Origin of the sequence: Roseobacter sp. MED193, assembly GCF_000152965.1 — a bacterium.
In the GTDB taxonomy this organism is placed as follows: Bacteria; Pseudomonadota; Alphaproteobacteria; order Rhodobacterales; family Rhodobacteraceae; genus Pseudophaeobacter.
The window spans coordinates 1,939,363-1,961,547 of record NZ_CH902583.1 but is presented as its reverse complement, the minus strand read 5'-3'; the positions used below and the strand labels follow the sequence as shown (position 1 = coordinate 1,961,547).

Below are 22,185 nucleotides of genomic sequence, written 5' to 3'. Positions count from 1 at the left end.
TTCAGACCTGCTGTTCGCGCATGTCTGCAGGATCGATACCGGCCACCTCGACGGGCTTTTTCATCGCGTCGCGACGGAACGGCTCCCCCAGTTCCTGGTTGATCATGGCCTCAATGAGAGTGGTGATCCCGTTCTTTTGGTCTTCAACCGACTGCGCGAGCGCAGCGGTCAATTCATCCATGGTGCGGGCAACGACGCCTTTCAGACCACAGGCATTGGCGATGCCTGCGTAAGACACCTGTTGGTCCAGTTCGGTACCTACAAAGTTGTCGTCAAACCAGAGGGTCGAATTGCGCTTTTCCGCGCCCCACTGGTAGTTGCGGAAGACCACCTGTGTCACGGCGGGCCACTCGCCGCGGCCAATTGCGGTGAGTTCGGTCACGGCAATGCCAAAGGCGCCATCGCCGGAAAAGCCAACTACCGGGACGTCAGGGCAGCCGATTTTGGCGCCAACAACGGCTGGCAGGCCATAACCACAGGGGCCAAACAGGCCGGGGGCAAGATACTTGCGGCTTTCATCGAAGGATGGGTAGGCGTTGCCGATGGCACAGTTGTTGCCAATATCAGAGGAAATGATTGCCTCTTTCGGCAGGGCCGCCTGGATGGCACGCCAGGCCATGCGGGGGCTCATCCACTCTGGCTTGTCGGCACGGGCGCGCTCGTTCCAGGTGGTGCCTGGATCGTCATCTTCGTGATCCATCGAGGAGAGCTGCTGTGCCCAGGTGGATTTTGCAGTGGAGATCAGGTTCATGCGATCATCACGACCTTCATCCCCGGCAGTGTCAGAGAGTTTTTCGAGGATCGAGGTTGCGACTTTCTTGGCGTCGCCAACGATACCAACACTGACCTTCTTTGTCAGGCCGATGCGGTCGGGGTTAATATCGACCTGGATGATTTTTGCATCCACCGGCCAGTAGTCGATGCCATAGCCAGGAAGGGTTGAAAACGGGTTCAGCCGGGTGCCCAGGGCAAGGACCACATCGGCCTTGGCGATCAATTCCATACCGGCCTTGGAGCCGTTGTAGCCTAGCGGACCGGCAAAGAGTGGGTGCGAGCCGGGGAAGGCGTCATTGTGTTGGTAGCCGACACAGACGGGTGCACCCAGACGCTCAGCAAGTTCCTTGGAGGCTTCGATACCACCGGCCAGAACCACGCCGGCACCGTTCAAGATCACTGGGAACTTGGCCTTCGACAGCAGGTCGGCAGCCTCCTGCAGCGAAGCTTCGCCGCCGCCGGGACGTTCGAATTCCACGATCTGAGGCAGGGTGATGTCAACGACCTGGGTCCACATATCGCGTGGGATGTTCAACTGGGCTGGGGCAGAGGCACGTTTGGCCTGCATGATCACACGGTTCAGGACCTCGGCCACGCGAGAGGGATCGCGCACCTCTTCTTGGTAGCAGACGCAGTCGGCAAACATGCGCATCTGTTCCATTTCCTGGAAACCACCCTGGCCGATGGTCTTATTGGCGGCCTGTGGCGTCACCAACAAGAGCGGCGTGTGATTCCAATAGGCGGTTTTCACGGCGGTGACAAAGTTTGTGATGCCGGGACCGTTTTGGGCAATCATCATCGACATTTTGCCAGTGGCGCGGGTATAGCCGTCTGCCATCATGCCGCCGGATCCTTCGTGGGCGCAGTCCCAGAAGGTAATACCAGCTTTGGGGAAGATGTCAGAGATCGGCATCATGGCCGAACCAATAATCCCAAATGCATGCTGGATACCGTGCATTTGCAGGGTTTTTACAAAGGCTTCCTCGGTGGTCATTTTCATGGCGGGTGCTCCTAAGTGAGACGCATAGAGCCCCGATCAGTCGCCGGGGATTAACACCGGTTTAGGCAGACGGAGCCGTGTCAGATAGGGCCAGTTCCAAACGCGGATAGATCCAAACATCGACGCTCTCGATCCAAGAGCGAAATTTTCTAATCCCTTCAAGGGGTCGCATGTTGTCTTGATGTGGTTTGTTGAAAATTATTGAGATGAAATATCTCATTAATTGCTGAAATTGCTCTCTGCCCCGTGGGGCGGCTGGGCCGATTACCTCTTTTTGAGCGCCTTCGCCAATAGTTCCATACCCGGCGCGATGCGGTTGGCCGAGATGGAAGAATATCCGAGCCGGAAGTAGTTATGTTGCCGATTCTGGGCCGAAAAGAACGGAGCCCCGGGTTCAACAATGACGCTGTCGGGTTTGAGCCGTTCCGCAACCTCTGCCATGTCGACGCCTTCCGGCGCATGCATCCACAGGGATGACCCGCCATAGACCCCGGCACCCGAGACGGTGAGGTCATGGGCGGTAATGGCCTCTTCGATGACATGGCGGCGGTCCTGCAGAACCTTGGCCGTCCGGCGGATCTGGGCGTCATAGTGGCCCAGCGACAGAAAATAGGCGACGGTGCGCTGCACATGCCCGGGAGGGTGACGCAGCACATTGGCACGCAGGGCACGGGCCTGGCGAATAAAGGCTTCGGAGCCAACCATGTAGCCCAGCCGTAGGCCCGGGAACAGCGATTTGGAAAAACTGCCGACATAGATGACCCGACCGTCGCTATCGAGCGATTTCAGCGCGGGCGAGGGAGCGGTCATGAAAGACATCTCAAATTCATAGTCGTCTTCGACAATGACCGCGTCAATATCATGGGCCCGTTGCAACAGTTCGCGGCGACGTGCCATGGGCATGGTCGCGGTGGTTGGGCTTTGGTGGCTTGGGGTGCAGAAAATCACATCTGTGTCGTCCGAGATTTCCTGAGGCGGCAAGCCGTCCTTATCCACGGGTATACACTCGACCTGACACCTGACGTGGTGCAACTGGTCGCGCAGGGTGTAATAGGTGGGATCCTCGATGGTGGCCTTGCGTCCCCGGTTCAGCAACAACTGACCCGCGAGCCAGAGCGCGTTCTGGGCACCAAGGGTGATCAGGATTTGTTCGGGGCGCGCAATGACGCCGCGCCGGGGCAGAGTATGGCGGGCGATATATTCGATCAGCAGCGGATCATCCTGGTCGAAATAGTCATCCGTTAGGGCGGCAAAATCCTTTTGTCCCAGGGCCCGCAGGGAACAGAGCCGCCAGTTGGCATGATCAAACAGGGATGGGTCGGCCTGCCCGTAAATAAAAGGGTAGCGATAGCTGCGCCAATCGCGGGCTTTGCGCGGTGTGTCGCCACCGGTGAAGGTGCGCACCAGCATATGCCCCCAGTCCACGGCTTCCTCTGATTGAACCGGCGGGGTGTAGCTCGGCGGCACTGGCGCATTTTCTGACACATAGTATCCGGAACGGCCGCGCGAGGTCAGGTAGTCATTTGCCAGTAACTCGGTATAGGCCAGGGTTACAGTGATGCGGCTAATGCCCAGGTGTAACGCCAGTTTGCGTGAAGAGGGCAGTTTCTCACCAACGAGAAAGCGTCCCGAGAGGATGCCTTCGGCAATCATTTCCTGGATCTGCGCCTGCAGGGTGCCCTGTGCGTCTGGGTTCAGGAAGAATGTGTCAACAGATATAGCCATGCCAGGCACCTTAGGGTGGACATAAACCCGGTGCAATCTGGACTTACGACACTGTGAAGGGTTTTGGCGGCATAATTGAGGCTTGCAGAGAGGCTTTAATAACCATATAACTAGTTTTATCGAATCAATTGGGGTTTCACAATGCAGTGGGAAGAAGCGGCACAGGGCTTTGCCGCAATGGGATCAGAGGCACGCCTGCAGGTGCTGCGCTGCCTGATCCGGGCTGGCCAAGAAGGGCTGACAGTGAGCGAGATTCAGGAGCGCACGGGCATCGCGCCCTCGACCCTGGCGCATCACCTCAAGTTCCTCAGCGGAGCCGAGGTCATCGAACAGGAACGCGCGGGGCGCAGCATCCTCAACCGGGCCAATTTTGATCAGCTGGAGCAACTGGCTGGTTTCATCCTCAGTGAATGTTGTGCTGACGTTACAAAAAAGGCGGCAAATGATGGCTGATCTTTCTCAAAACTCATCGGGCCCGGCGCCCAAGGCCTCTGGTGTGTCTCTTGCCTGGCTCAAGACCCCCTGGACACTAAGCGTTCTGATCCTGATTGCCGTGGCCATACTGGATCCGGGCAATTTGCGGGCGGTGATTTACTTTGCTGCTGGGGCTCTGGCCCATACCGGGCAATACATCCTCTTTGCGGTTCTGCTACTGGCCTATCTCAAGGCCACCGGCGCCGAAACCATGGTGGCGCGGGCCTTTGTGGGGCGTGAAACCCGGATGATCTTCCTTGCGGCAATTTTTGGCGGATTGGCGCCCTTTTGCTCCTGCGAGGTGATTCCATTCATTGCTGGGCTGTTGGCGCTGGGCGCGCCGCTGTCGGCTGTCATGGCCTTTTGGCTGGCTTCACCCCTGATAGATCCGCCGACTTTGCTGATTACCGCAGGGGCACTGGGCTGGGACTTTGCCATTGGCAAGGCGGTGATTGCTGTGTCTCTGGGGCTGTTTGGCGGTTTCTTTGTCAAAGCCCTGATGGGGCAGGGTGCCTTTGCCAATCCGTTGAAACAGGCGCAGAGTTGCTCGAGCTGCTGCAGTGCGGGGCCAAAACTGGATGATAAGCCGCATTGGAAATTCTGGCAGGAGTCTGCGCGTCGGCTGAAATTTCGTGAGGAATTTGTCAGCAATGGGTTGTTCCTGCTGAAGTGGTTGGCCCTGGCCTATGTGCTGGAAGCCATCCTGGTGAATTATGTGCCCGCAGACCTGATCGCCCAGGCGGTTGGTGGCGAAGGGGTCCTGCCGATTGCCGTCGCGGCTTTGGTTGGCATGCCAGCCTATCTGAACTCCTATGTGGCACCACCTTTGTTGGCGGGACTGATGGAGCAGGGGATGACGGCAGGCGCCGCAATGGCCTTTATGGTGGCGGGGGCTGTGAGCTCTATCCCGGCGATGGCGGCGGTCTGGTCACTGGTCAAGCCGCGGGTCTTTGCCACCTATCTGGGGCTTGGGGTCAGCGGTGCAATTGTTTCGGGCATCCTGTTTCAATTGGTCTGAGCGTAAGGGGCTTCGGGCGGGGCTCCCGCCCGGAGTTGTCATTCAAAGAATGCCTGCCTCCCGTTGGGCCCGGCGCCGCGCTGATGCGCGGCGCTGTGACGCTTAGGGCCAGCGGAAGGGGCCAGATTTGCCACTTTAGCGGGTCAGCTGGTGAGTCAGATGGGCCTGCACGGTGGGCCATTCTGGGGCGATGATCGAATAGACTGCGGTGTCGCGAATGGTGCCATTGGCCATCTTCATATGGGCCCGCAGGATGCCATCAAGCTTGGCTCCGACTCGTTCGATGGCGCGACGGCTTTGATGGTTGATCACATGGGTGCGGAACTCCACCGCGATCGCATTGAGATCTTCAAAGGCATGGCGCAGCATCAGCAGTTTGCATTCGGTGTTCAGCCCGGTGCGTTGCACGGATTTGCGGTACCAGGTTGAGCCGATCTCCAGGCGCTGATTTATGTGGTCGATATTCATATAGGTTGTCATTCCAACGGCGCGGCCCGCGCTGTCCAGAATGGCAAAGGGCACCATGCTGCCGGCCTCTTGCAGCGCGAGTCGCCGGTCAATCTCTGCAGGGACCTCCTCTGGCGTCGGGACCATTGTGTACCATAGAGCCGAGAGATTGCCATCGGCGCTTGCCACGGCGAGATCGGCAGCATGGCTTTGCGAAAGAGGTGCAAGCGTGACCTGTTGGCCGGAGAGTGTGACGGGGTGGGCCCACATGGGAAAATTCCTTAGTCGAGGCGGTGTTTGGGGCAGACTGAGGAAAGACCGGTCAGATGAAAAGAGCCACTTTTGCTACAAATGATCAATCCAATTGAGACGCCCCGATCAGCGCGGATGTTACCAGTCCTTGCACTTTTGGGCTGGGACCAACCTGTAGCGGAAATATTCGCTGGCTTCTGAACGTCTGCGTTCAACACAGGCGCGGTCAGAAATAGATCCATAGGTTGAGCCATGAACTGCTATCAAATTGCGACGGCTTCCATCGGGGAGGACAACGCCAACGATAACTCTGCTATACTTAACACCTGCATCGTGGAATATGCCGGTTACGCCAACCACATTATAACCGTCGTGGACGTATTTTTCCGGATCAAACCACAGTACCAATGCGGTCATCCCGGCAATCCCGAGAATACCTGCAATGCTAAGACTTGCATATTCTCTGACATAGTACCGCAGCACTTCTGCCCTGTATTGGCCGAGTATGCGCACCAGAAAGGAAAACATCGCAATCCTTAAAAAACTTCCTGAATCCTAAATGGAGAAGGTAGGGCTGCTTTTCAAGGTGGGTTTTCTGCTTTGGGTTGAAATGAAAAACGCCCCGGAAAAACCGGGGCGTTCCTAACTTGACTAAGGCTCGGGTGGCTTAGCCAAAGACTTTGGTCAGCGCCTTGTCGACCGCATCGGTGATGGCGTCGATGTCATCGGCCGTGGCGATCAGCGCTGGGCTGAAGCAGAGCGTGTTGTTTTTGCCGGGAACCGAGCGGTTGGTGACACCGATGATAACCCCCTGGGCGCCACAATCGGCCACAACCTGCTGGGCGAGCTTTTCGTCCACCGGCTCTTTGGTTTCGCGATCCGAGACCAGCTCGGCACCAAGGAACAGCCCCTTGCCGCGCACATCGCCAATCACGGCGTGCTTTTCCTGCAGCGCCTTGAGGTTGTTCATCATCCGCTCGCCCATGGCGGTGCAGTTGTCCAACAGGCCTTCTTCTTCGATGATGCGCATGTTTTCCAGCGCCGCAGCCGGGCCGGCGGTGCAGCCACCAAAGGTGGAGATGTCGCGGAAGTAGTTCATCGGATCAGAGGCATCGTCTTTGAACATGTCAAAGACCTCCTCAGTTGTGACCAACACGGCGATGGCGGCATAGCCCGAGGCAACGCCTTTGGCCATGGTCACGAAGTCAGGCTTGATGCCATAGTGCTGATAGCCAAACCAGGTGCCGGTGCGGCCAACGCCACAGACCACCTCGTCGATGTGCAGCAGGATGTCATACTGGGTGCAGATTTCCTGCACGCGCTCCCAATAGCCTTCGGGGGCCTCAATAACACCACCGCCTGCGGTCACGGGCTCTAGGCAGAGGGCGCCAACAGTTTCGGGACCTTCGCGCAGGATCACCTCCTCAATCGCATTGGCGGCCGCGATGCCGAACTCACGGCCCGACAGATGCTCAAGACCCAGCTCGTGCTTGCGGTATTCCATGCAATGCGGCACGCGGATAAAATCAGGTGCAAAGGGACCATACTGGGCGTTGCGTTCATCCTGGCCACCAGCGGACATCGCCGCCAGGGTGGAGCCATGATAGTCGCGGTCGCGGTACAGGATCTTAGTTTTCTTACCGCCGTATTTTTTGTGCGCGATCTGGCGCACCATCTTAAAGGCTTTCTCGTTCGCCTCGGAGCCAGAGTTGTTGTAGTAGACGCGGCTCATGCCGGGCATTTTTTCGATCAGTTTTTCGGCAAAGAGTGCGCCGGGGATCGAGCCTGCAGACTGGGCGAAATAGCACAGCTTCATCATCTGGTTATAGACGGCCTTGCAGATGTCTTCGCGGCCATAGCCAACGTTGACGGTCCAGACACCGCCGGACACAGCATCAAGGAATTCCTTGCCGTTCTGGTCCCAGACCCGCATGCCCTTGCCTTCGACGATGATGCGGGGATCATTTTCTTCAAAGGGTTTGTGCTGAATCAGGTGGTGCCAGACATGGGCCTTGTCAGCCGCAACTACCCGGCTGAGATCGTTTTCGTTGAACGTGCCGTCCATGACATGTCCTTCCATAAAAGTAAGAGTGGGGTGTCTGCCAGCTGCCTGTCAGCCGGAGTCGTTCTACTGTGACGAAACGCCAAAACGGGCGGATACTCTAGGGCCAGTTGGTGGCGTGTTTTGCATCCAGTTTCGACGTATTTCCCAGTGGAACCTCCCCATTAAATTTTAACCATATGGTAAAAAAGAAACTTTCCTCTGGCGCTGCAGGTCCGGGTAATCGCAGCGGCCAATAGCGGCGGCGTAGTTTGATGACCAGAAATGCCCGCCTGGATCACATTGCGGTGAATCATAAGTAAAAGAACAAATGTTCTGAATTCACCATCTTGAGATCGCTTTGCGCGCCACCCAGTGTTTAGGTCAAGACAGTGCACGAGGTCAGATGTGGCAGATTATCAGGTAACAGTGGCGCCCAATGGGGCACGGCGGCAACAAAGGGATCATCCCATGCTCCCGATAACGCCACAGGAATTGGCACAGACTGCGCGGCAATGCCAGGCGGCGGGGGCCAGTAGCCTACATCTGCATGTCCGCGATGGGACGGGTGGGCATTCCCTTGATGCCGGGCGCTACCGCGAAGCCATGGCCGCGATACGCACCGCTGCACCCGGTATGGGCATTCAGATCACCACCGAAAGCGCCGGGATCTATAGCCCAGAAGCGCAGCTGGCCTGTTTGGAAGCCTTGCGCCCAGCGGCGGCATCGATTGCAATTCGTGAAATGGCCAGGGCGCCTGAGATCGCAGCGCGCGCCTATGCGCTGAGCGCTGAGGCAGGAACGCAGGTTCAGCATATTCTGTATTCACCGGCCTGTATTGCCCAACTCACGTCCTGGTATGTCGCTGGCGTTGTCCCTGCGGCGATGCGGGATGTGATTTTTGTGCTGGGGCAATACGCGCCTGCGACACCGGGCCGGGCCGAGGGGCTGGTAGAATTTGTGTCGGCCGCTCAGGCGCTGGAACTTAGTTGGAGCCTTTGTGCCTTTGGCCGAGACGAGCGCGCCTGCCTGCTGGCGGCGATCCAAGCAGGCGGCCATGTCCGCGTAGGGTTTGAGAATAACCTCGAGACCCCAGAGGGCAGAGTGTTGAAAGATAATGCCGCTTCTGTCGCGGCGCTGGTCAAGGCTGCCTCACTGGCTGGCCATACCCTAAAAAGGACCTGATCCATGAGCCATGTTTTTCCACGCCATACCAAGGCTAAGCTCCCAACAGCGGTTGGGGGCGATGGCTGCTATCTGATCGATTCAGAGGGCAAGCGCTACTTTGACGGCTCCGGAGGTGCGGCGGTGTCTTGCCTGGGGCACTCAGACGCGGCGGTCATCGCGGCCGTGCAGGAACAGGTCGGAAAGCTGGCCTTTGCCCATACTGGGTTTATGACCTCTGAACCAGCTGAGGCGCTGGCGGATCTGCTGATCGAACAGGCACCGAAGGGATTGGACCGGGTCTATTTTGTCTCTGGCGGCTCCGAAGCCACAGAGGCGGCCATCAAGCTGGCGCGACAGTATCATCTGGAACGCGGCGCGCCAGAGCGTCGCCACCTTATCGCGCGGCGGCAGAGCTACCATGGCAACACCTTGGGTGCCCTGGCGGCGGGCGGCAATGCTTGGCGCAGGCAGCAGTTTGATCCGCTGTTGATCGGGATGTCGCATATTGCGCCTTGCTATGAATATGCCGAGCGCGAGGGGGGCGAGAGCGCCTATGACTATGGTCAGCGTGTCGCCAATGAACTGGAAGAGGAAATCCTGCGATTGGGGCCGGAAACGGTCATGGCGTTTATGGCCGAGCCGGTTGTTGGGGCCACCTGTGGCGCGGTGCCTGCGGTGCCGGGGTATTTCAAGCGCATCCGTGAGATCTGCGATAAATACGGGGTTCTCTTGATCCTGGATGAGGTCATGTGTGGCATGGGGCGCACGGGACATCTGTTTGCCTGTGAAGCGGAGGGGGTCGCACCTGATATCCTCTGTATCGCCAAAGGCCTGGGGGCCGGCTATCAGCCCATCGGCGCCATGCTCTGCAGTGGGCAGATCTATGACGCCATCGCCGGGGGGAGCGGATTTTTCCAGCATGGCCACACCTATATTGGTCATCCCGTCGCCACCGCCGCCGGGTTAGCCGTAGTAACGCAAATGCGAGAGCGCGATCTGATTTCGCAGTGTCGCACGCGCGGGGAACAGCTACAGGCTGCCCTGATAGACCGGTTTGGCGAGCACCCAAATATCGGCGATATTCGCGGGCGAGGCTTATTTCGTGGCATCGAATTGGTTGCGGATCGGGTGAAAAAAGCCCCGTTTGACCCCAGCGATGGCATGGCAGCCAAGGTGAAGCGCGCCGCTTTTGAGGCCGGGTTGATTTGCTATCCGATGTCAGGAACGCGCGATGGTCGCCTGGGCGATCATATCCTACTGGCGCCCCCCTTCATCATGACGCAAACCCAAATTGGCGAAGTTGTCGACAAGTTGGATCTTGCTATATCCTCCGCTTTGCACTCGGCGTGATGTTGTTGCGAAAAGCAGTGGGTTAGCAAAGAAAAGGATCGCGCACATGGTGCGCGATCCTGCGAGCTGGCTAGCACAGAGGACGGGTTATGCAGCCCAGGTTTCCCCGTCGAACACGGCATCTGCCTCGACAAACTCTTCGGCCGTTGGACTGTCGGTGGGCAGTTCAAAATTCGAAACGATCTGAACCAAATTGTTGGCCTCATCCCGCAGCATTTGACCCGAGGCTGCAGTTTCTTCCAGCATTGCGGCGTTTTGCTGCGCATCGCTGTCCAGCGCATCCACCCTGCTATTGACCTGAGCAATGCTCTTAGATTGCTCTACGGTGTTATCAGCGATCTCATTCACCTTTTCGACCACTTCTTCGACCATGGTGAGAATTTCCTCCAGTGACGAACCGGTCTGCCCCACCAGTTTGACTCCATCGGCAACTTCTTTCTCGCTGGTGGAGATAAGGTCATTGATTTCTTGCGCAGCTTCCGCAGAACGATGGGCAAGAGAACGCACCTCGGAGGCGACAACGGCAAAGCCCCGCCCGGCTTCCCCCGCACGGGCGGCTTCGACTCCGGCGTTCAGGGCCAGGAGGCTGGTCTGGAAGGCAACGTCTTCGATCATGCTGATGATCTTCGCGATCGCCCCAGAGGAGGCTTCGATCCGCTTCATGGCCTGGTTGGTTTGCTGAGCAATCTCCTGCGTGGTACGGGCACGCTCTTGTGCGCTGGTGACAATCGTGCGGGCCTGCTGCGAGTTTTCCGCGGTGTCTTTTACAGTTTCGGCCAGAGTTTGCAGGGTTCCTGCGGTTTCTACAATGGATGCGGATGTGCGTTCGCTACGCTGAGAGGCATCATCTGCTGCGGCAGCTATTTCGTTGGAGGTGTTCTTTAGCATATCACTGCTGTTGGTCAGCTGTGCAACCATGCCGCCGAGGCTGTGGTTCAGGTTCTCGGTGGCATCGGAAATCTCCTTAAAGATCCCCTTTTGCCCTTCTGGCATGCTTTTGGTTAGATCGCCTTGGCTTAGTGCGGCAAGCGCCGAGAGCACATCGCCAAGACCTTTCTGCGCAACCTCACCAATGGAATTCACGCCTTTGCCCAATTCGGCAAAGGTGCCGTCGGAGTCATCTGTGGCGATCCGGCGGCTGAAATCGCCCTCTGCGCAGGCAGAAATTACCTCCGAGATGTCCTGAGTGAGTTGGTCCTTCTTCATCTCTCCCTGGCGGAAGACAGCCACCGCGCTGCTGATTGAGGCGATTTCGCCCAGGCGGGATTTTGGCGGCTCTTCGGCAAAATCATGATCTACGATGCCCTGCAGAACTGACTCCAGTTTGCTCAAGGGGCGCGCGATGCTGCGTGCCAGTAGGAAGGCAAGCACCAGGAAGACGGCAGTGCCGATGGCGCTGGTGAGCAAGGAGTAGTACTTTGCATCGGCACTGGCGACATGTGTGGCCTCAACAATATCGGCGAGACGCGCTGCGGCAGCTTTGTGAATGTCGACCAGGATTGGCTCAGCTTCTGAATACCGGGCCGATAGATCCCTGCGCAGGGCCGTTTCCTCCATGCTCACCTTTACATAAGAGGCAAAGGCAGTCTGATAAGTCTGCAACAGAGATTCAACTTCGCTGCGCTGGTCTGCACTGTTGTAATAGCTGTCCGGGAAGGCCAGGAACTCGTCTACGCGGGCGTTCAACCGGTCCAGATATTTGGTATTTTTGCGCATAATGAAGTCTTTTTCATGCCGACGCATCATCAGCATTTTGACCGTCATTTCAGCGTTCCCCATCTCGGACAGGCGTTCTTCGATCCCGTGAACCGCCGAGCGCAGTGCACCCTGCAGACCGGATTTTTCATCGAGACCCAGGGTGTTGTGGCTGTCGACCAGGGTTGCAAAGCTTTGGTCATAGGATTTCGCCGCTGCCATCAGCGCGCGCAGAGGCTCGATTTGATCCCGCATGCTGTCAAGCAGCGGCATTTCTTCTTCGAGCATGTGTTCTGTATCGTAAAGATGCTGCATCGCGCTGGCGTGGTGATCAATGTATTTGGGATCCATTCGCAGCAGAAAATCTTTTTCAAAGCGCCGCGCCATGAGGAACTCGATCTCCATCTTGTCCAGAGATTGGTATATATGCTCGATTACGAGAACATCCTCTTCCAACTCATCGCGAACTTCGTGGGTGTAGTAGGAGATCCCAGCAAGACCAAACATGACGGCGCCAGCCATGAGGATGATAAAGAGGAAGATGAAATTTACTGAGACTTTCATGGTATTGCACTCGTCATTCAGAACCTGTTGAGAGTGCATTTAGACTTGAGAAGGTTAAAAAGGCGTAGTTCGGCCTCCCAACAAGCGCTTCAAGGCAAAGTCGCTAGAGGGCTGTAAGCTGTTATCAGTCAACAGTAATTCTCATAATGATACTTCTGAAAGTCACATTTGTAGCGCTTTAGTTGTGACTTTCTGCCTAAAGTTGCTTTTGCGCGCGTAAAATTTCACTATGCGGAATATTTGTGCAGCAAACCGGTGTCTCAAATTGTATCTATATTCTCGGAGGCCCGGCAAAACTGACGGGCCTCCGAGATGTGTCACATGGAATTCCTGTGACTTTGGCGCATCGGCTATGTCATATCAAAGCGGTCTGCATTCATTACTTTGACCCAAGCTGTTGCAAAGTCCTGTGCGAACCGTGCCTTCGCATCATCCTGCGCATAGGTCTCTGCGATGGCGCGCAGCTGCGAATTGGAGCCAAAGACCAGATCTACACGGCTTGCGGTCCATTTTGCGGCTCCGCTGGCACGATCAGTTCCGGCATAGCTGCCATCTCCCTGTGGTTCCCACTGGGTCCCCATGTCCAGCAGATTGACGAAGAAGTCGGTGCTCAGGCTACCAGGGTCGGAAGTGAACACGCCCATGGCAGAACCACCGTGATTTGCGCCCAAGACTCGCAACCCACCGATCAGAACGGTCATTTCCGGTGCGGTCAGTGTCAACAGCTGGGCCTTATCCAGCAGCATCTCTTCGGGAGAGATTGTATACTGTTTCTTCTGATAGTTCCGGAAACCGTCCGCTTCAGGTTCCAATACAGCAAAGCTGTCAACGTCTGTCTGCTCCTGCGTTGCATCGGCGCGACCTGGTGTAAATGGCACGTCGATATCCTGACCTGCCTCTTTTGCCGCCAGCTCTACCGCAACTGAGCCTGCCAAAACGATCAGATCCGCCATTGAGATCTGGCTCTCACCGGATCCAGCGTTGAAGGCGCTGCGGATCGCTTCGAGCTTTTCCAGGACCCCGGCCAGTTGGGCGGGTTGGTTCACGTCCCAGTCTTTCTGCGGGCTGAGTTGGATACGGGCCCCATTGGCACCGCCGCGCTTGTCGGATCCCCGGAACGTAGAGGCGGAGGCCCAGGCCGTGGAAACCAGCTCAGCAACTGAGAGGCCAGAGGCCAGGATTTGGGCCTTGAGGGCCGCGATATCCGCGTCATTGACCAGCGCGTGATCAACGGCGGGCACACAATCCTGCCAGATCAGCTCTTCTGCGGGGACTTCCTCACCGAGATAGAGCGCACGTGGCCCCATATCGCGGTGGGTGAGTTTGAACCAGGCGCGGGCAAAGGCATCGGCCAGCTCTTCGGGGTTTTCATGGAAGCGTTTGGAGATCGGACCATAGATCGGATCCATGCGCATCGCCATGTCAGCCGTGGTCATCATGGTCTTGACCTTCTTGCTGGCGTCATGCGCTGCGGGGGCCATGTCTTCTTCGCGCACATTGACCGGCTCCCAGATCCACGCGCCCGAGGGTGATTTGGTCAGGTTCCAGTCATAGCCGAACAGCAGGTCGAAATAGCCGTTGTCCCATTGGGTCGGGTTGGCGGTCCATGCACCTTCGATGCCGCTGGTGGTGGTATCGTCGCCTTTGCCGGTGCCATGGCTGTTGATCCAGCCCAGGCCCATGGCCTCGATCGGTGCGGCCTCTGGTTCGGGGCCAACCAGGGCCGGATCCCCGGCGCCATGGGCCTTCCCAAAGGTATGGCCGCCAGCAACCAGCGCCACGGTTTCCTCATCGTTCATCGACATGCGGGCAAAGGTTTCCCGGATATCACGACCCGAGGCCAGGGCATCGGGCTCCCCGTCCGGGCCTTCTGGATTTACATAGATCAGGCCCATTTGTACGGCGGCCAATGGGTTTTCCAGATCGCGCTCGCCGGAATAGCGGCTTTCTTTTGCGGAACTATCCGCCAGCCATTCGTCCTCACGGCCCCAATAGACGTCTTCTTCGGGTTCCCAGACATCGGCTCGGCCTCCGGCGAAGCCAAAGGTCTTTCCGCCCATGCTTTCAATGGCGCAATTGCCCGCAAGGATCATCAGATCGGCCCAGCTGATCTGGTTGCCGTATTTTTGCTTGATCGGCCAGAGCAGGCGGCGGGCCTTATCGAGGTTGCCGTTGTCTGGCCAACTGTTGAGCGGCGCAAAACGTTGTTGGCCAGTGCCGCTGCCACCACGACCGTCTGAGGTGCGATAGGTGCCGGCACTGTGCCAGGCCATACGAATGAACAAGCCGCCGTAGTGGCCATAATCTGCGGGCCACCAATCCTGACTATCTGTCATTAAGGCCACGAGATCCTGTTTCAATGCTTTCAGGTCAAGCGATTTGAAAGCGTCAGCATAGTTGAAGCCAGGGGCCATAGGATCCGACTTTTCGGAGTTCTGATGCAGAATTTTCAAGTTTAGCTGGTTGGGCCACCAGTCCTGGTTCGACCTGACACCGGATGAGGCGCTTTTGGCGCCGCTGTGCATCACCGGGCATCCACCTGTTTTGGGGGCGTCGTTTCCGTCCATTTTGATCTCCGATCTGGCTTATTTCTTGTGCGCTGGTGAGAGGGGAGGAGCATAGGATTCGATGCTTCCCTTCAGTTATGAGCCAAGCCTAACAAGGCTGGATGATAAATTGAAATCGCAGTTTTGTATGTTGCTGATAGGAAAAAACTATGACTCATCTCGGAAGTCCAAAACGCCATAAAAAAAGCAGTACGCGCTGCTTTGTGGACAGGTTCAGCGCGCCGCCGACAAGGTAGAAAGCCCGTTGTGAAAGGCTAAATAAAAGATTATTTTCAGCTGGTTAGTGATGATATGCGTTCACAGATTTGCATGTACATGGTTGCGCCACGAAAATCATCCGGCCGAACCTGTTTCAACCCTATTCCGTCAAACCGGGCTGATCCGTTGATAAGCCGGGAAAAAAAAGTATGGATGTTCCGGTCATCCATCGCCGAAATGCGCTGGGTAATCGCTTCTTCCAGGAAAACCCCACGAAAATTAGGATCATAGTCCAACAGGGCCGGGTAGAGCCGATTTTGCCATATGTCGTGGCAAATATTGAATTGGCGTGAAGCGGTTCCCTGACTCCCCCATTCCGGAAGGCGCCCATTTGGCAAAATACGGACCAAAGGAACAATCTGTGCGTCGGAGGCATTTCTTTCATTACGTTCTGGGCGGGGGATTTGGTGGGGGCGAGGTGCAGCGGCATCTGCCCAATGACGTGGATGTGGCCAGAGCGGCGAAGGCATTGTTTCTGCGGAATCATAGGACAAGGCAGCACAAGATTTTTGGCGTCTGGTGAGAACAGCGCTTTGGCCATTTTGTGCCAGAAGATCCTCAAAATTCGCCAGTCGCAGTTCTAACTTTTCCAGTATTGGTGCCATTTCGTTCGCAATGACGCTCTGGCCCGTGCGATTAGGCCCTGTGGCAGAGGCGATCTGGCCGCCAATCTGTAACGCAACGGCCTCACCGGATGTGGCGGAAACCCAAGCTGAACCGCTGTCGCCGGCGGAGGAGACCTTTCCACCTTCAACAGGGATATCTGCCTCATAGACTAGGTTTATTCCTTCGATATCGCGACAATCCATCATGCCCGGGCGGGTTTCATATTGCAGACGATAGAGCCCCTTACCGTCTACTTTTGCCTGGGCAGAATTGGAGGCTTGCGAGTTCTTGTTGAGGATTTCCCCCAAATTGGCGGCGCGGGTCTTGGTGATGCATTCAAAGCCACCAAACTGCAGCGGTAGCCAAGGCTGGTCAGGCAATAATTCAGCCAGAGCAGCGTCTCCGCTCCGCTCCAACATCCAGCGTTTCAAATTGGCAATGTGATTGCGAGGGTCGAATTCATCGTTACGCTCTCCCAGTTGCATGATAGGATCATTGCGGCGGGCTCTTGGTCCGGCCAAAACATGCCAATTTGACAGAATGCCCGGTTTCCCGGTGGTCCTGTCAATGACAACCAGGCCAATTGTGCCTGCGCCTTCCCCTGATCGGCCACAGCAAAGCCCACCCATGGTATAGGGTTGCGGGGTGGCTGCCTGACGCGAGGCGCCGGGCTCCAGCGAAGGCTGATAAGCGGCCTCGATGACGTCAAGCGCTATGCCGGCGACATGGCTGGGCAGGACCTGTGAAGGCAGCAAGGCATCGATGGGCAACTTGCGTTGAACATGCATGCGTAGGCAGATTTCATCGGTGCGCTGCCCGCGTCGCCAGCGAAACCCTATATCGATACCGCGAAAGTTGGACCGGTTTCCAAAGGCCAGATAGGCCTTTTTCAGACCCTGATCCAAATCCTCAGAAAAAGCGCTTTTTTCAACTTTGTCAGCTGTGTGCAGGTCAGCCATATCTTTCTCCCGGTGTCACCAATCAGGTGTTTTTCGGAACACTCTAAGACAGGGCTGTGAAGGCAGCGTGATTTTGCAGTCAGGAGGGGGTGCGAGCGTGAAGGATCTCTTTGTTTTTGGCGGCGTACAGATCAAAGGCGAGTTTTGGCAAAAGAAACACTTGGAAAGGGAGTGATTGGGGCTAAAGTGACAGAGATTCAATCTGCGAGAGTTTGAGAAAATGTTTGATTTGACCACTGCCACCGCCGACCAATTTGATGAATTCCAAGATCAAGAGTTTGTGGTCATCTCGGTCTCTGAGCCGATCACTTTGAAATTGATCGAAGTGAAAAAACTCGGCTCGGGAGAGCGTGACGGTGGGGCGTTTTCCCTGTTGTGGCAGGGGCCAGCGACCCCGATCCTGTCGCAGGAAATTCACAGAATTTCTCACCCGATAATCGGCGAGCAAGAGATCTTTCTGGTGCCCGTGGCAGAAAAAGATGTAGGGCTTCAGTATGAAGCGGTTTTTACCTGATGCGTTGAATGCGTCGCGCTTTGTGGGCTCCAATATAGCAGGTCATAGACGCCTTTTTCCTCAACGGTGGTAAACCCAAGCCGACGATAAAGTGTCATAGCCGGATTGGCCTTCTCCACATGAATGCCAATACCCCGTGAATCATCAGCGGCTGCGCCTCTTTGCAGATCCTGTAGCAATGCGGCCCCAATTCCCTGGCCGCGCGCCTCTGGTATGAGGGCGATATCAATAATCCGATGTTCCTTTGGCCACCGTTCAAGGTAGAGCCGACCGATGGGCTTGCCGACTTGTTCGATCACGAGCCAAAGCGCATCGGTATAGTGTTTTTGATAATGGCTGTGCTGAGCGTCAAACTGCATCTCGCAAAAGGCTTGTTTTTCGGCCTCGCTCCAGCTGACGCGGTCCAGTTCTGCTTCACGGGTTGAGCGATAGAGCTGAGCGAGAAACCCCATATCTTGTTCTGTGATCTTACGAAAACCGATGTGGTGCTGGGTAGAATGGTGCAGCTGGGGCAGTGCGGTCATAAATGCGCCTCATATTCGGACATAGCTGCGGTCGAGGGGCACCAGCCTGTGGGAGAGGATGCAACGCCAACCGCATTTGGCAGCAGGCGCCGCCAGATGGCAGCGCCGTTTGGACAAACAGATAGATCGATCAACAGGCTAGCCGCGAGAAGGATAGAGCCCCTGTAACGCTATGATAAAGTTCATGGTCAAAAAGGGCTGCACGTTAGTATGCGCTTGGCTGCCGCCGGTTGTGCTGACGGCTTCACTTGCCAAGTCAACAATATTGGCGGTACCGGAGTTGTACAACGCGTCACCCAGCCGACTTCTGGCCAGCGCGGTCGTGTTTGTTGGCCCCTGGTTCACAGCGCCTTGCGTCGTGGTTGCGCGCGCAGTGTGATTATGGGACGGAATTTGAGCCTCCGACAAGGAGACATTTTCAACCCCTACGCGCTCGCCCAGTCGCCGCGCTGTTAGGCCTGGTCCACGCCCAGGATGCATCGGAGCACGACCCTGTAGATTAGGTAGAGCGGTTGTTGAACGCCCATCTCCCCCATAGGTGGTTCCAATGAGGGAGAAAAGCGCGGTGTTCTGTGAGACAGGCAACAACTGCCCATCGCAAAAGGCCCAGCTGCGCGGCGCAAAGTTCCCGGCAAAAATGCGAATTTCTGCAATAAACGGTTCTGACATCTAATAAACCTCCTAATGACGGCTTGGGTAAATTCCAAACAGCGCGATTATGAAATTGACACAAAGTGTGGGCATCAGGTTCGTGTGGCTGCGGGACCCCCCTGTGTTGGTGATCATGTTTGAGGCCATACTGGTGTTTTGATTTTCCGCCAGAAAATAGCTAACGCCAACGCCTTGAGAGACAACTTTACCCTGTGGGTTCTTTGTCGTGGCAGCTGCGGTGTTTGCATTAAAATCATGCGAATGGCTGGCCAATTGATTGACTGTCAGAGTTTCTTTTTCTGAACCTGCCTTGGCCCCAAGCCGACGGGGGCTCAACCCCGGGCCAGAGCCCGCATGGAGCGGTATGCGTCCTCGTAAATCAGGTAGGCCAAATGTGGTTCGACCATCGCCGCCATAGATGGTGCCAAGAAGTGAAAAAAGCGCGTCATTTTGAGAAACTGCCAACAACTGGCCATCACAAAAAGCCCATCCGCGAGGCGCAAAATTACCCGCGAACATGCGAATCTCGCCAACAAAAGGTTCCGACATTCAATGTCCTCCGAGGTTAATTGCGTGAAGGGAAAAGCCCTTGAAGCGCGATACAGAAATCAACAACAAGGTAGGGTTGCATATTGTTGTGCGCCTGTCCCCCGCCTGCATTGGCGATCGTACCGCTGCGCAGCGCGGTCATGCTACCGGCTTCCGGATCGCGGTAGGCCATCTCCGGGTCCGCTTCGGCCGCCAGTAGTCTTCCCTGTGGCGAGGCGTTGTTGCCCTGGGTCGATATTGCCTGCGCTGCGTGGCTGTGTGCTGCGATCTCTGCCGCCGTCAGGGTGACAGTCTCCGCTCCACTTTTCTGACCCAGCGTATGCCCTTCTCCCACATGAATTGGCGTGCGACCACGCAGATCTGGCAGGGCGAACGACGTGCGCCCATCACCCCCATAGATCGTACCCAAAAGAGAGTATAAAGATTGATTTTGATTGATGGGTAGAATTTGGCCATCGCAAAAGGCCCATCCCCGAGGGGGGAAATTAAATCCCACCATTCTCACTTCGGCAAGAAAGGGTTCTGACACTCAAACCTCCAATATCCCGACGTGGGGACTATGCTGACGAATTGGGTCTGATCACGTTGCAGAGAAAAGGCAACAGGATCCAAAGGTTAATGATAAGTTAATGTGCGTAAGTGCTGAAAAGCTTGCATTTTTACAATTTTTGCGCAATCCAAAATTGAAAAAAATTTTCAAATACAGGTTGTCTGGGGAGATATGCAACCCTGGGTTCCTCATGTAATCCTAGGGTAGGCTATTGAATAAAATGAAAAATTACAAATGGGCTTCTCTGGGTGGACGGATTTTCCTCCCCGCATTCATATTTGTCGCTTTGATTCTTTTGTTTGTCTCTCCGAGATCAGCTCAGGCGGCCTTTACTGATTGCCCTTCGGTGTCTTCACCAAACCAAATCGCCATGAACATGACCGATGACAACTGTTTTGACACAGGGGGGGCCTTTCCAGGCGGAACCTCCGGGAACGAGGATTTTATCTTCATTCAGGCTGCCAACGGTTCTGGTTCCACGAACTTTGAAATTCAGGATGAAAACCTAGACGATACGCGGGATCTCTCTTTCCAGGTCAATGGCGGGTCTGTCTTGACCAGTACCGGCCAACTTCAGACCGTAAATTGTTCTGCCGGATGTACGGTGACGGGGTCTATAGGCGGTACGTCAATCAACTTTACCTACACATTCTCTGGTGGCAGCGGTGCGGTAAATGGTGCGGTTGGGCCTCCAGCGGCCTTTTCCTCGCCCAGCGGCGGCGGCCAAAGCGCTACAATTTCGACGGCCTTCAGCACCGCTCTGTCTGTCACTGTCGAAGACGCAAGTAACAACCCGGTCTCTGGCGTTTCTGTCACCTTCACAGCCCCAGGATCGGGTGCAAGCGGTACCTTTGGTGGCGGTGGTGCTTCTGAAACCGTCACGACGGATGGATCTGGCGTTGCAACCTCTTCGACCTTTACCGCCAATAGCACCGCAGGAGGCTACAACGTAACGGCTTCCAGCGCGGGTATTTCCGATCAGACCTTTGGTCTGACCAATACGGCGGGGGCCGCGGCGACGCTTGCGGTGAGTTCCGGCGCAGGGCAGAGCACGGCGATCTCGAGCGCATTTGGCACGGCGCTGGTGGCGCTGGTGACGGATGCCGGGGGCAATCCTGTGTCCGGCGTGACGGTGAACTTTGCCGCACCGGGCTCTGGGGCCTCAGCCGGTCTGTCGGCGAGTTCGGATGTGACGGATGGCTCTGGCCTGGCCTCGGTGACAGCGACGGCGAATGCCACGGCGGGGGCTTATAATGTGACGGCCAGCGCCACGGGGGTGAGCGATGTAAGTTTTGGGCTGACCAATACGGCGGGGGCCGCGGCGACGCTTGCGGTGAGTTCCGGCGCGGGGCAGAGCACGACGATCTCCACCGGTTTTGGCACGGCGCTGGTGGCGCTGGTGACGGATGCCGGGGGCAATCCTGTGTCCGGCGTGACGGTTAACTTTGCCGCGCCGGGCTCTGGGGCCTCAGCCGGTCTGTCGGCGAGTTCGGATGTGACGGATGGGTCCGGCCTGGCCTCGGTGACAGCGACGGCGAATGCCACGGCGGGGGGCTATAATGTGACGGCCAGCGCCACGGGGCTGAGCGATGTAAGTTTTGGTCTGACCAATACGGCGGGGGCAGCGGCGACGCTTGCGGTGAGTTCCGGCGCAGGGCAGAGCACGGCGATCTCGAGCGCATTTGGCACGGCGCTGGTGGCGCTGGTGACGGATGCCGGGGGCAATCCTGTGTCCGGCGTGACGGTGAACTTTGCCGCACCGGGCTCTGGGGCCTCAGCCGGTCTGTCGGCGAGTTCGGATGTGACGGATGGCTCTGGCCTGGCCTCGGTGACAGCGACGGCGAATGCGACGGCGGGGGCTTATATTGTGACGGCCAGCGCCACGGGGGTGAGCGATGTAAGTTTTGGGCTGACCAATACGGCGGGGGCCGCGGCGACGCTTGCGGTGAGTTCCGGCGCGGGGCAGAGCACGGCGATCTCCACCGGCTTTGGCACGGCGCTGGTGGCCCTGGTGACGGATGCCGGGGGCAATCCTGTGTCCGGCGTGACGGTGAACTTTGCCGCGCCGGGCTCTGGGGCCTCAGCCGGTCTGTCGGCGAGTTCGGATGTGACGGATGGGTCCGGCCTGGCCTCGGTGACAGCGACGGCGAATGCCACGGCGGGGGGCTATAATGTGACGGCCAGCGCCACGGGGCTGAGCGATGTAAGTTTTGGTCTGACCAATACGGCGGGGGCAGCGGCGACGCTTGCGGTGAGTTCCGGCGCAGGGCAGAGCACGGCGATCTCGAGCGCATTTGGCACGGCGCTGGTGGCGCTGGTGACGGATGCCGGGGGCAATCCTGTGTCCGGCGTGACGGTGAACTTTGCCGCACCGGGCTCTGGGGCCTCAGCGGCGCTGTCGGCGAGTTCGGATGTGACGGATGGCTCTGGCCTGGCCTCGGTGACAGCGACGGCGAATGCCACGGCGGGGGCTTATAATGTGACGGCCAGCGCCACGGGG

General features: G+C 57.0%; 18 protein-coding genes. 6 read left to right on the top strand and 12 right to left on the bottom strand.

Going from position 1 to position 22,185, the window contains the following annotated elements:
• Position 1: 1 nt before the first annotated feature.
• A complete protein-coding gene (gene xsc / locus MED193_RS11760) occupies positions 2 to 1,774 on the bottom strand; it encodes a sulfoacetaldehyde acetyltransferase (RefSeq protein ID WP_009809951.1) in 1,773 nt (590 codons plus the stop codon).
• A gap of 264 nt (positions 1,775 to 2,038) precedes the next feature.
• Positions 2,039 to 3,499 (bottom strand): PLP-dependent aminotransferase family protein, encoded by a 1,461-nt coding sequence (locus MED193_RS11755; RefSeq protein WP_009809950.1) that lies wholly within the window; start codon positions 3,497 to 3,499, stop codon positions 2,039 to 2,041.
• Between the two features lie 141 nt (positions 3,500 to 3,640).
• Between MED193_RS11755 and MED193_RS11750 the strand changes: the two genes are divergently transcribed.
• Both MED193_RS11750 and MED193_RS11745 read left to right on the top strand, forming a co-directional pair.
• Positions 3,641 to 3,952, top strand: coding sequence for a helix-turn-helix transcriptional regulator (locus MED193_RS11750; RefSeq protein WP_009809949.1), 312 nt, complete (start codon positions 3,641 to 3,643; stop codon positions 3,950 to 3,952).
• Positions 3,945 to 4,991, top strand: a complete 1,047-nt coding sequence (locus tag MED193_RS11745; protein ID WP_039966147.1) for a permease — start codon at positions 3,945 to 3,947, stop codon at positions 4,989 to 4,991. The genes MED193_RS11750 and MED193_RS11745 overlap by 8 nt, the downstream gene beginning before the upstream one ends.
• Before the next feature lie 135 nt (positions 4,992 to 5,126).
• Here MED193_RS11745 and MED193_RS11740 read toward each other — a convergent pair whose 3' ends face one another.
• The 3 genes from MED193_RS11740 to MED193_RS11730 all read right to left on the bottom strand — a co-directional run bounded on the left by MED193_RS11740 (position 5,127) and on the right by MED193_RS11730 (position 7,755).
• Positions 5,127 to 5,708, bottom strand: a complete 582-nt coding sequence (locus tag MED193_RS11740) for a GNAT family N-acetyltransferase (protein WP_009809947.1) — start codon at positions 5,706 to 5,708, stop codon at positions 5,127 to 5,129.
• A 120-nt stretch (positions 5,709 to 5,828) separates the two neighbouring features.
• The gene (locus MED193_RS11735; RefSeq protein ID WP_039966145.1) at positions 5,829 to 6,218 is read right to left on the bottom strand and encodes a hypothetical protein; all 390 of its coding nucleotides are present in this window, start codon (positions 6,216 to 6,218) and stop codon (positions 5,829 to 5,831) included.
• 139 nt (positions 6,219 to 6,357) lie between these two features.
• Complete coding sequence (locus MED193_RS11730; protein ID WP_009809944.1) at positions 6,358 to 7,755, bottom strand: aspartate aminotransferase family protein; 1,398 nt, start codon at positions 7,753 to 7,755, stop codon at positions 6,358 to 6,360.
• A 384-nt stretch (positions 7,756 to 8,139) separates the two neighbouring features.
• Here MED193_RS11730 and MED193_RS11725 point away from each other — a divergent pair, with 384 nt between their 5' ends.
• Together MED193_RS11725 and MED193_RS11720 are read left to right on the top strand one after the other, a co-directional pair.
• Positions 8,140 to 8,916, top strand: coding sequence for a 3-keto-5-aminohexanoate cleavage protein (locus tag MED193_RS11725; RefSeq protein ID WP_039966142.1), 777 nt, complete (start codon positions 8,140 to 8,142; stop codon positions 8,914 to 8,916).
• A gap of 3 nt (positions 8,917 to 8,919) precedes the next feature.
• Entirely contained in the window at positions 8,920 to 10,248 is a 1,329-nt protein-coding gene (locus MED193_RS11720; RefSeq protein WP_009809942.1) for an aspartate aminotransferase family protein, read from the top strand.
• An 87-nt stretch (positions 10,249 to 10,335) separates the two neighbouring features.
• Here the strand turns inward: MED193_RS11720 and MED193_RS11715 are convergent, their stop codons facing one another.
• The 3 genes from MED193_RS11715 to MED193_RS11705 form a co-directional block, all read right to left on the bottom strand.
• Positions 10,336 to 12,507, bottom strand: a complete 2,172-nt coding sequence (locus tag MED193_RS11715) for a methyl-accepting chemotaxis protein (RefSeq protein ID WP_009809941.1) — start codon at positions 12,505 to 12,507, stop codon at positions 10,336 to 10,338.
• 350 nt (positions 12,508 to 12,857) lie between these two features.
• Entirely contained in the window at positions 12,858 to 15,074 is a 2,217-nt protein-coding gene (gene katG, locus MED193_RS11710) for a catalase/peroxidase HPI (protein WP_009809940.1), read from the bottom strand.
• 272 nt (positions 15,075 to 15,346) lie between these two features.
• Positions 15,347 to 16,897, bottom strand: a complete 1,551-nt coding sequence (locus tag MED193_RS11705) for a hypothetical protein (protein WP_009809939.1) — start codon at positions 16,895 to 16,897, stop codon at positions 15,347 to 15,349.
• 220 nt (positions 16,898 to 17,117) lie between these two features.
• Between MED193_RS11705 and MED193_RS11700 the strand changes: the two genes are divergently transcribed.
• On the top strand, positions 17,118 to 17,411 hold the full coding sequence (locus MED193_RS11700) for a hypothetical protein (RefSeq protein ID WP_009809938.1): 294 nt from the start codon (positions 17,118 to 17,120) through the stop codon (positions 17,409 to 17,411).
• Here the strand turns inward: MED193_RS11700 and MED193_RS11695 are convergent.
• The 4 genes from MED193_RS11695 to MED193_RS11680 form a co-directional block, all read right to left on the bottom strand.
• Positions 17,387 to 17,935, bottom strand: a complete 549-nt coding sequence (locus MED193_RS11695; protein WP_009809937.1) for a GNAT family N-acetyltransferase — start codon at positions 17,933 to 17,935, stop codon at positions 17,387 to 17,389. The genes MED193_RS11700 and MED193_RS11695 overlap by 25 nt on opposite strands.
• 138 nt (positions 17,936 to 18,073) lie before the next feature.
• Complete coding sequence (locus tag MED193_RS11690; RefSeq protein ID WP_009809936.1) at positions 18,074 to 18,604, bottom strand: phage tail protein; 531 nt, start codon at positions 18,602 to 18,604, stop codon at positions 18,074 to 18,076.
• Between the two features lie 12 nt (positions 18,605 to 18,616).
• Positions 18,617 to 19,135, bottom strand: a complete 519-nt coding sequence (locus MED193_RS11685; protein ID WP_009809935.1) for a phage tail protein — start codon at positions 19,133 to 19,135, stop codon at positions 18,617 to 18,619.
• A gap of 16 nt (positions 19,136 to 19,151) precedes the next feature.
• Positions 19,152 to 19,664, bottom strand: a complete 513-nt coding sequence (locus MED193_RS11680; protein ID WP_039966140.1) for a phage tail protein — start codon at positions 19,662 to 19,664, stop codon at positions 19,152 to 19,154.
• A 391-nt stretch (positions 19,665 to 20,055) separates the two neighbouring features.
• On the opposite strand from MED193_RS11680, the gene MED193_RS23090 reads away from it, so the two are divergent.
• A partial coding sequence (locus MED193_RS23090; protein ID WP_009809933.1) for an Ig-like domain-containing protein occupies positions 20,056 to 22,185 on the top strand: 2,130 nt, incomplete at its 3' end.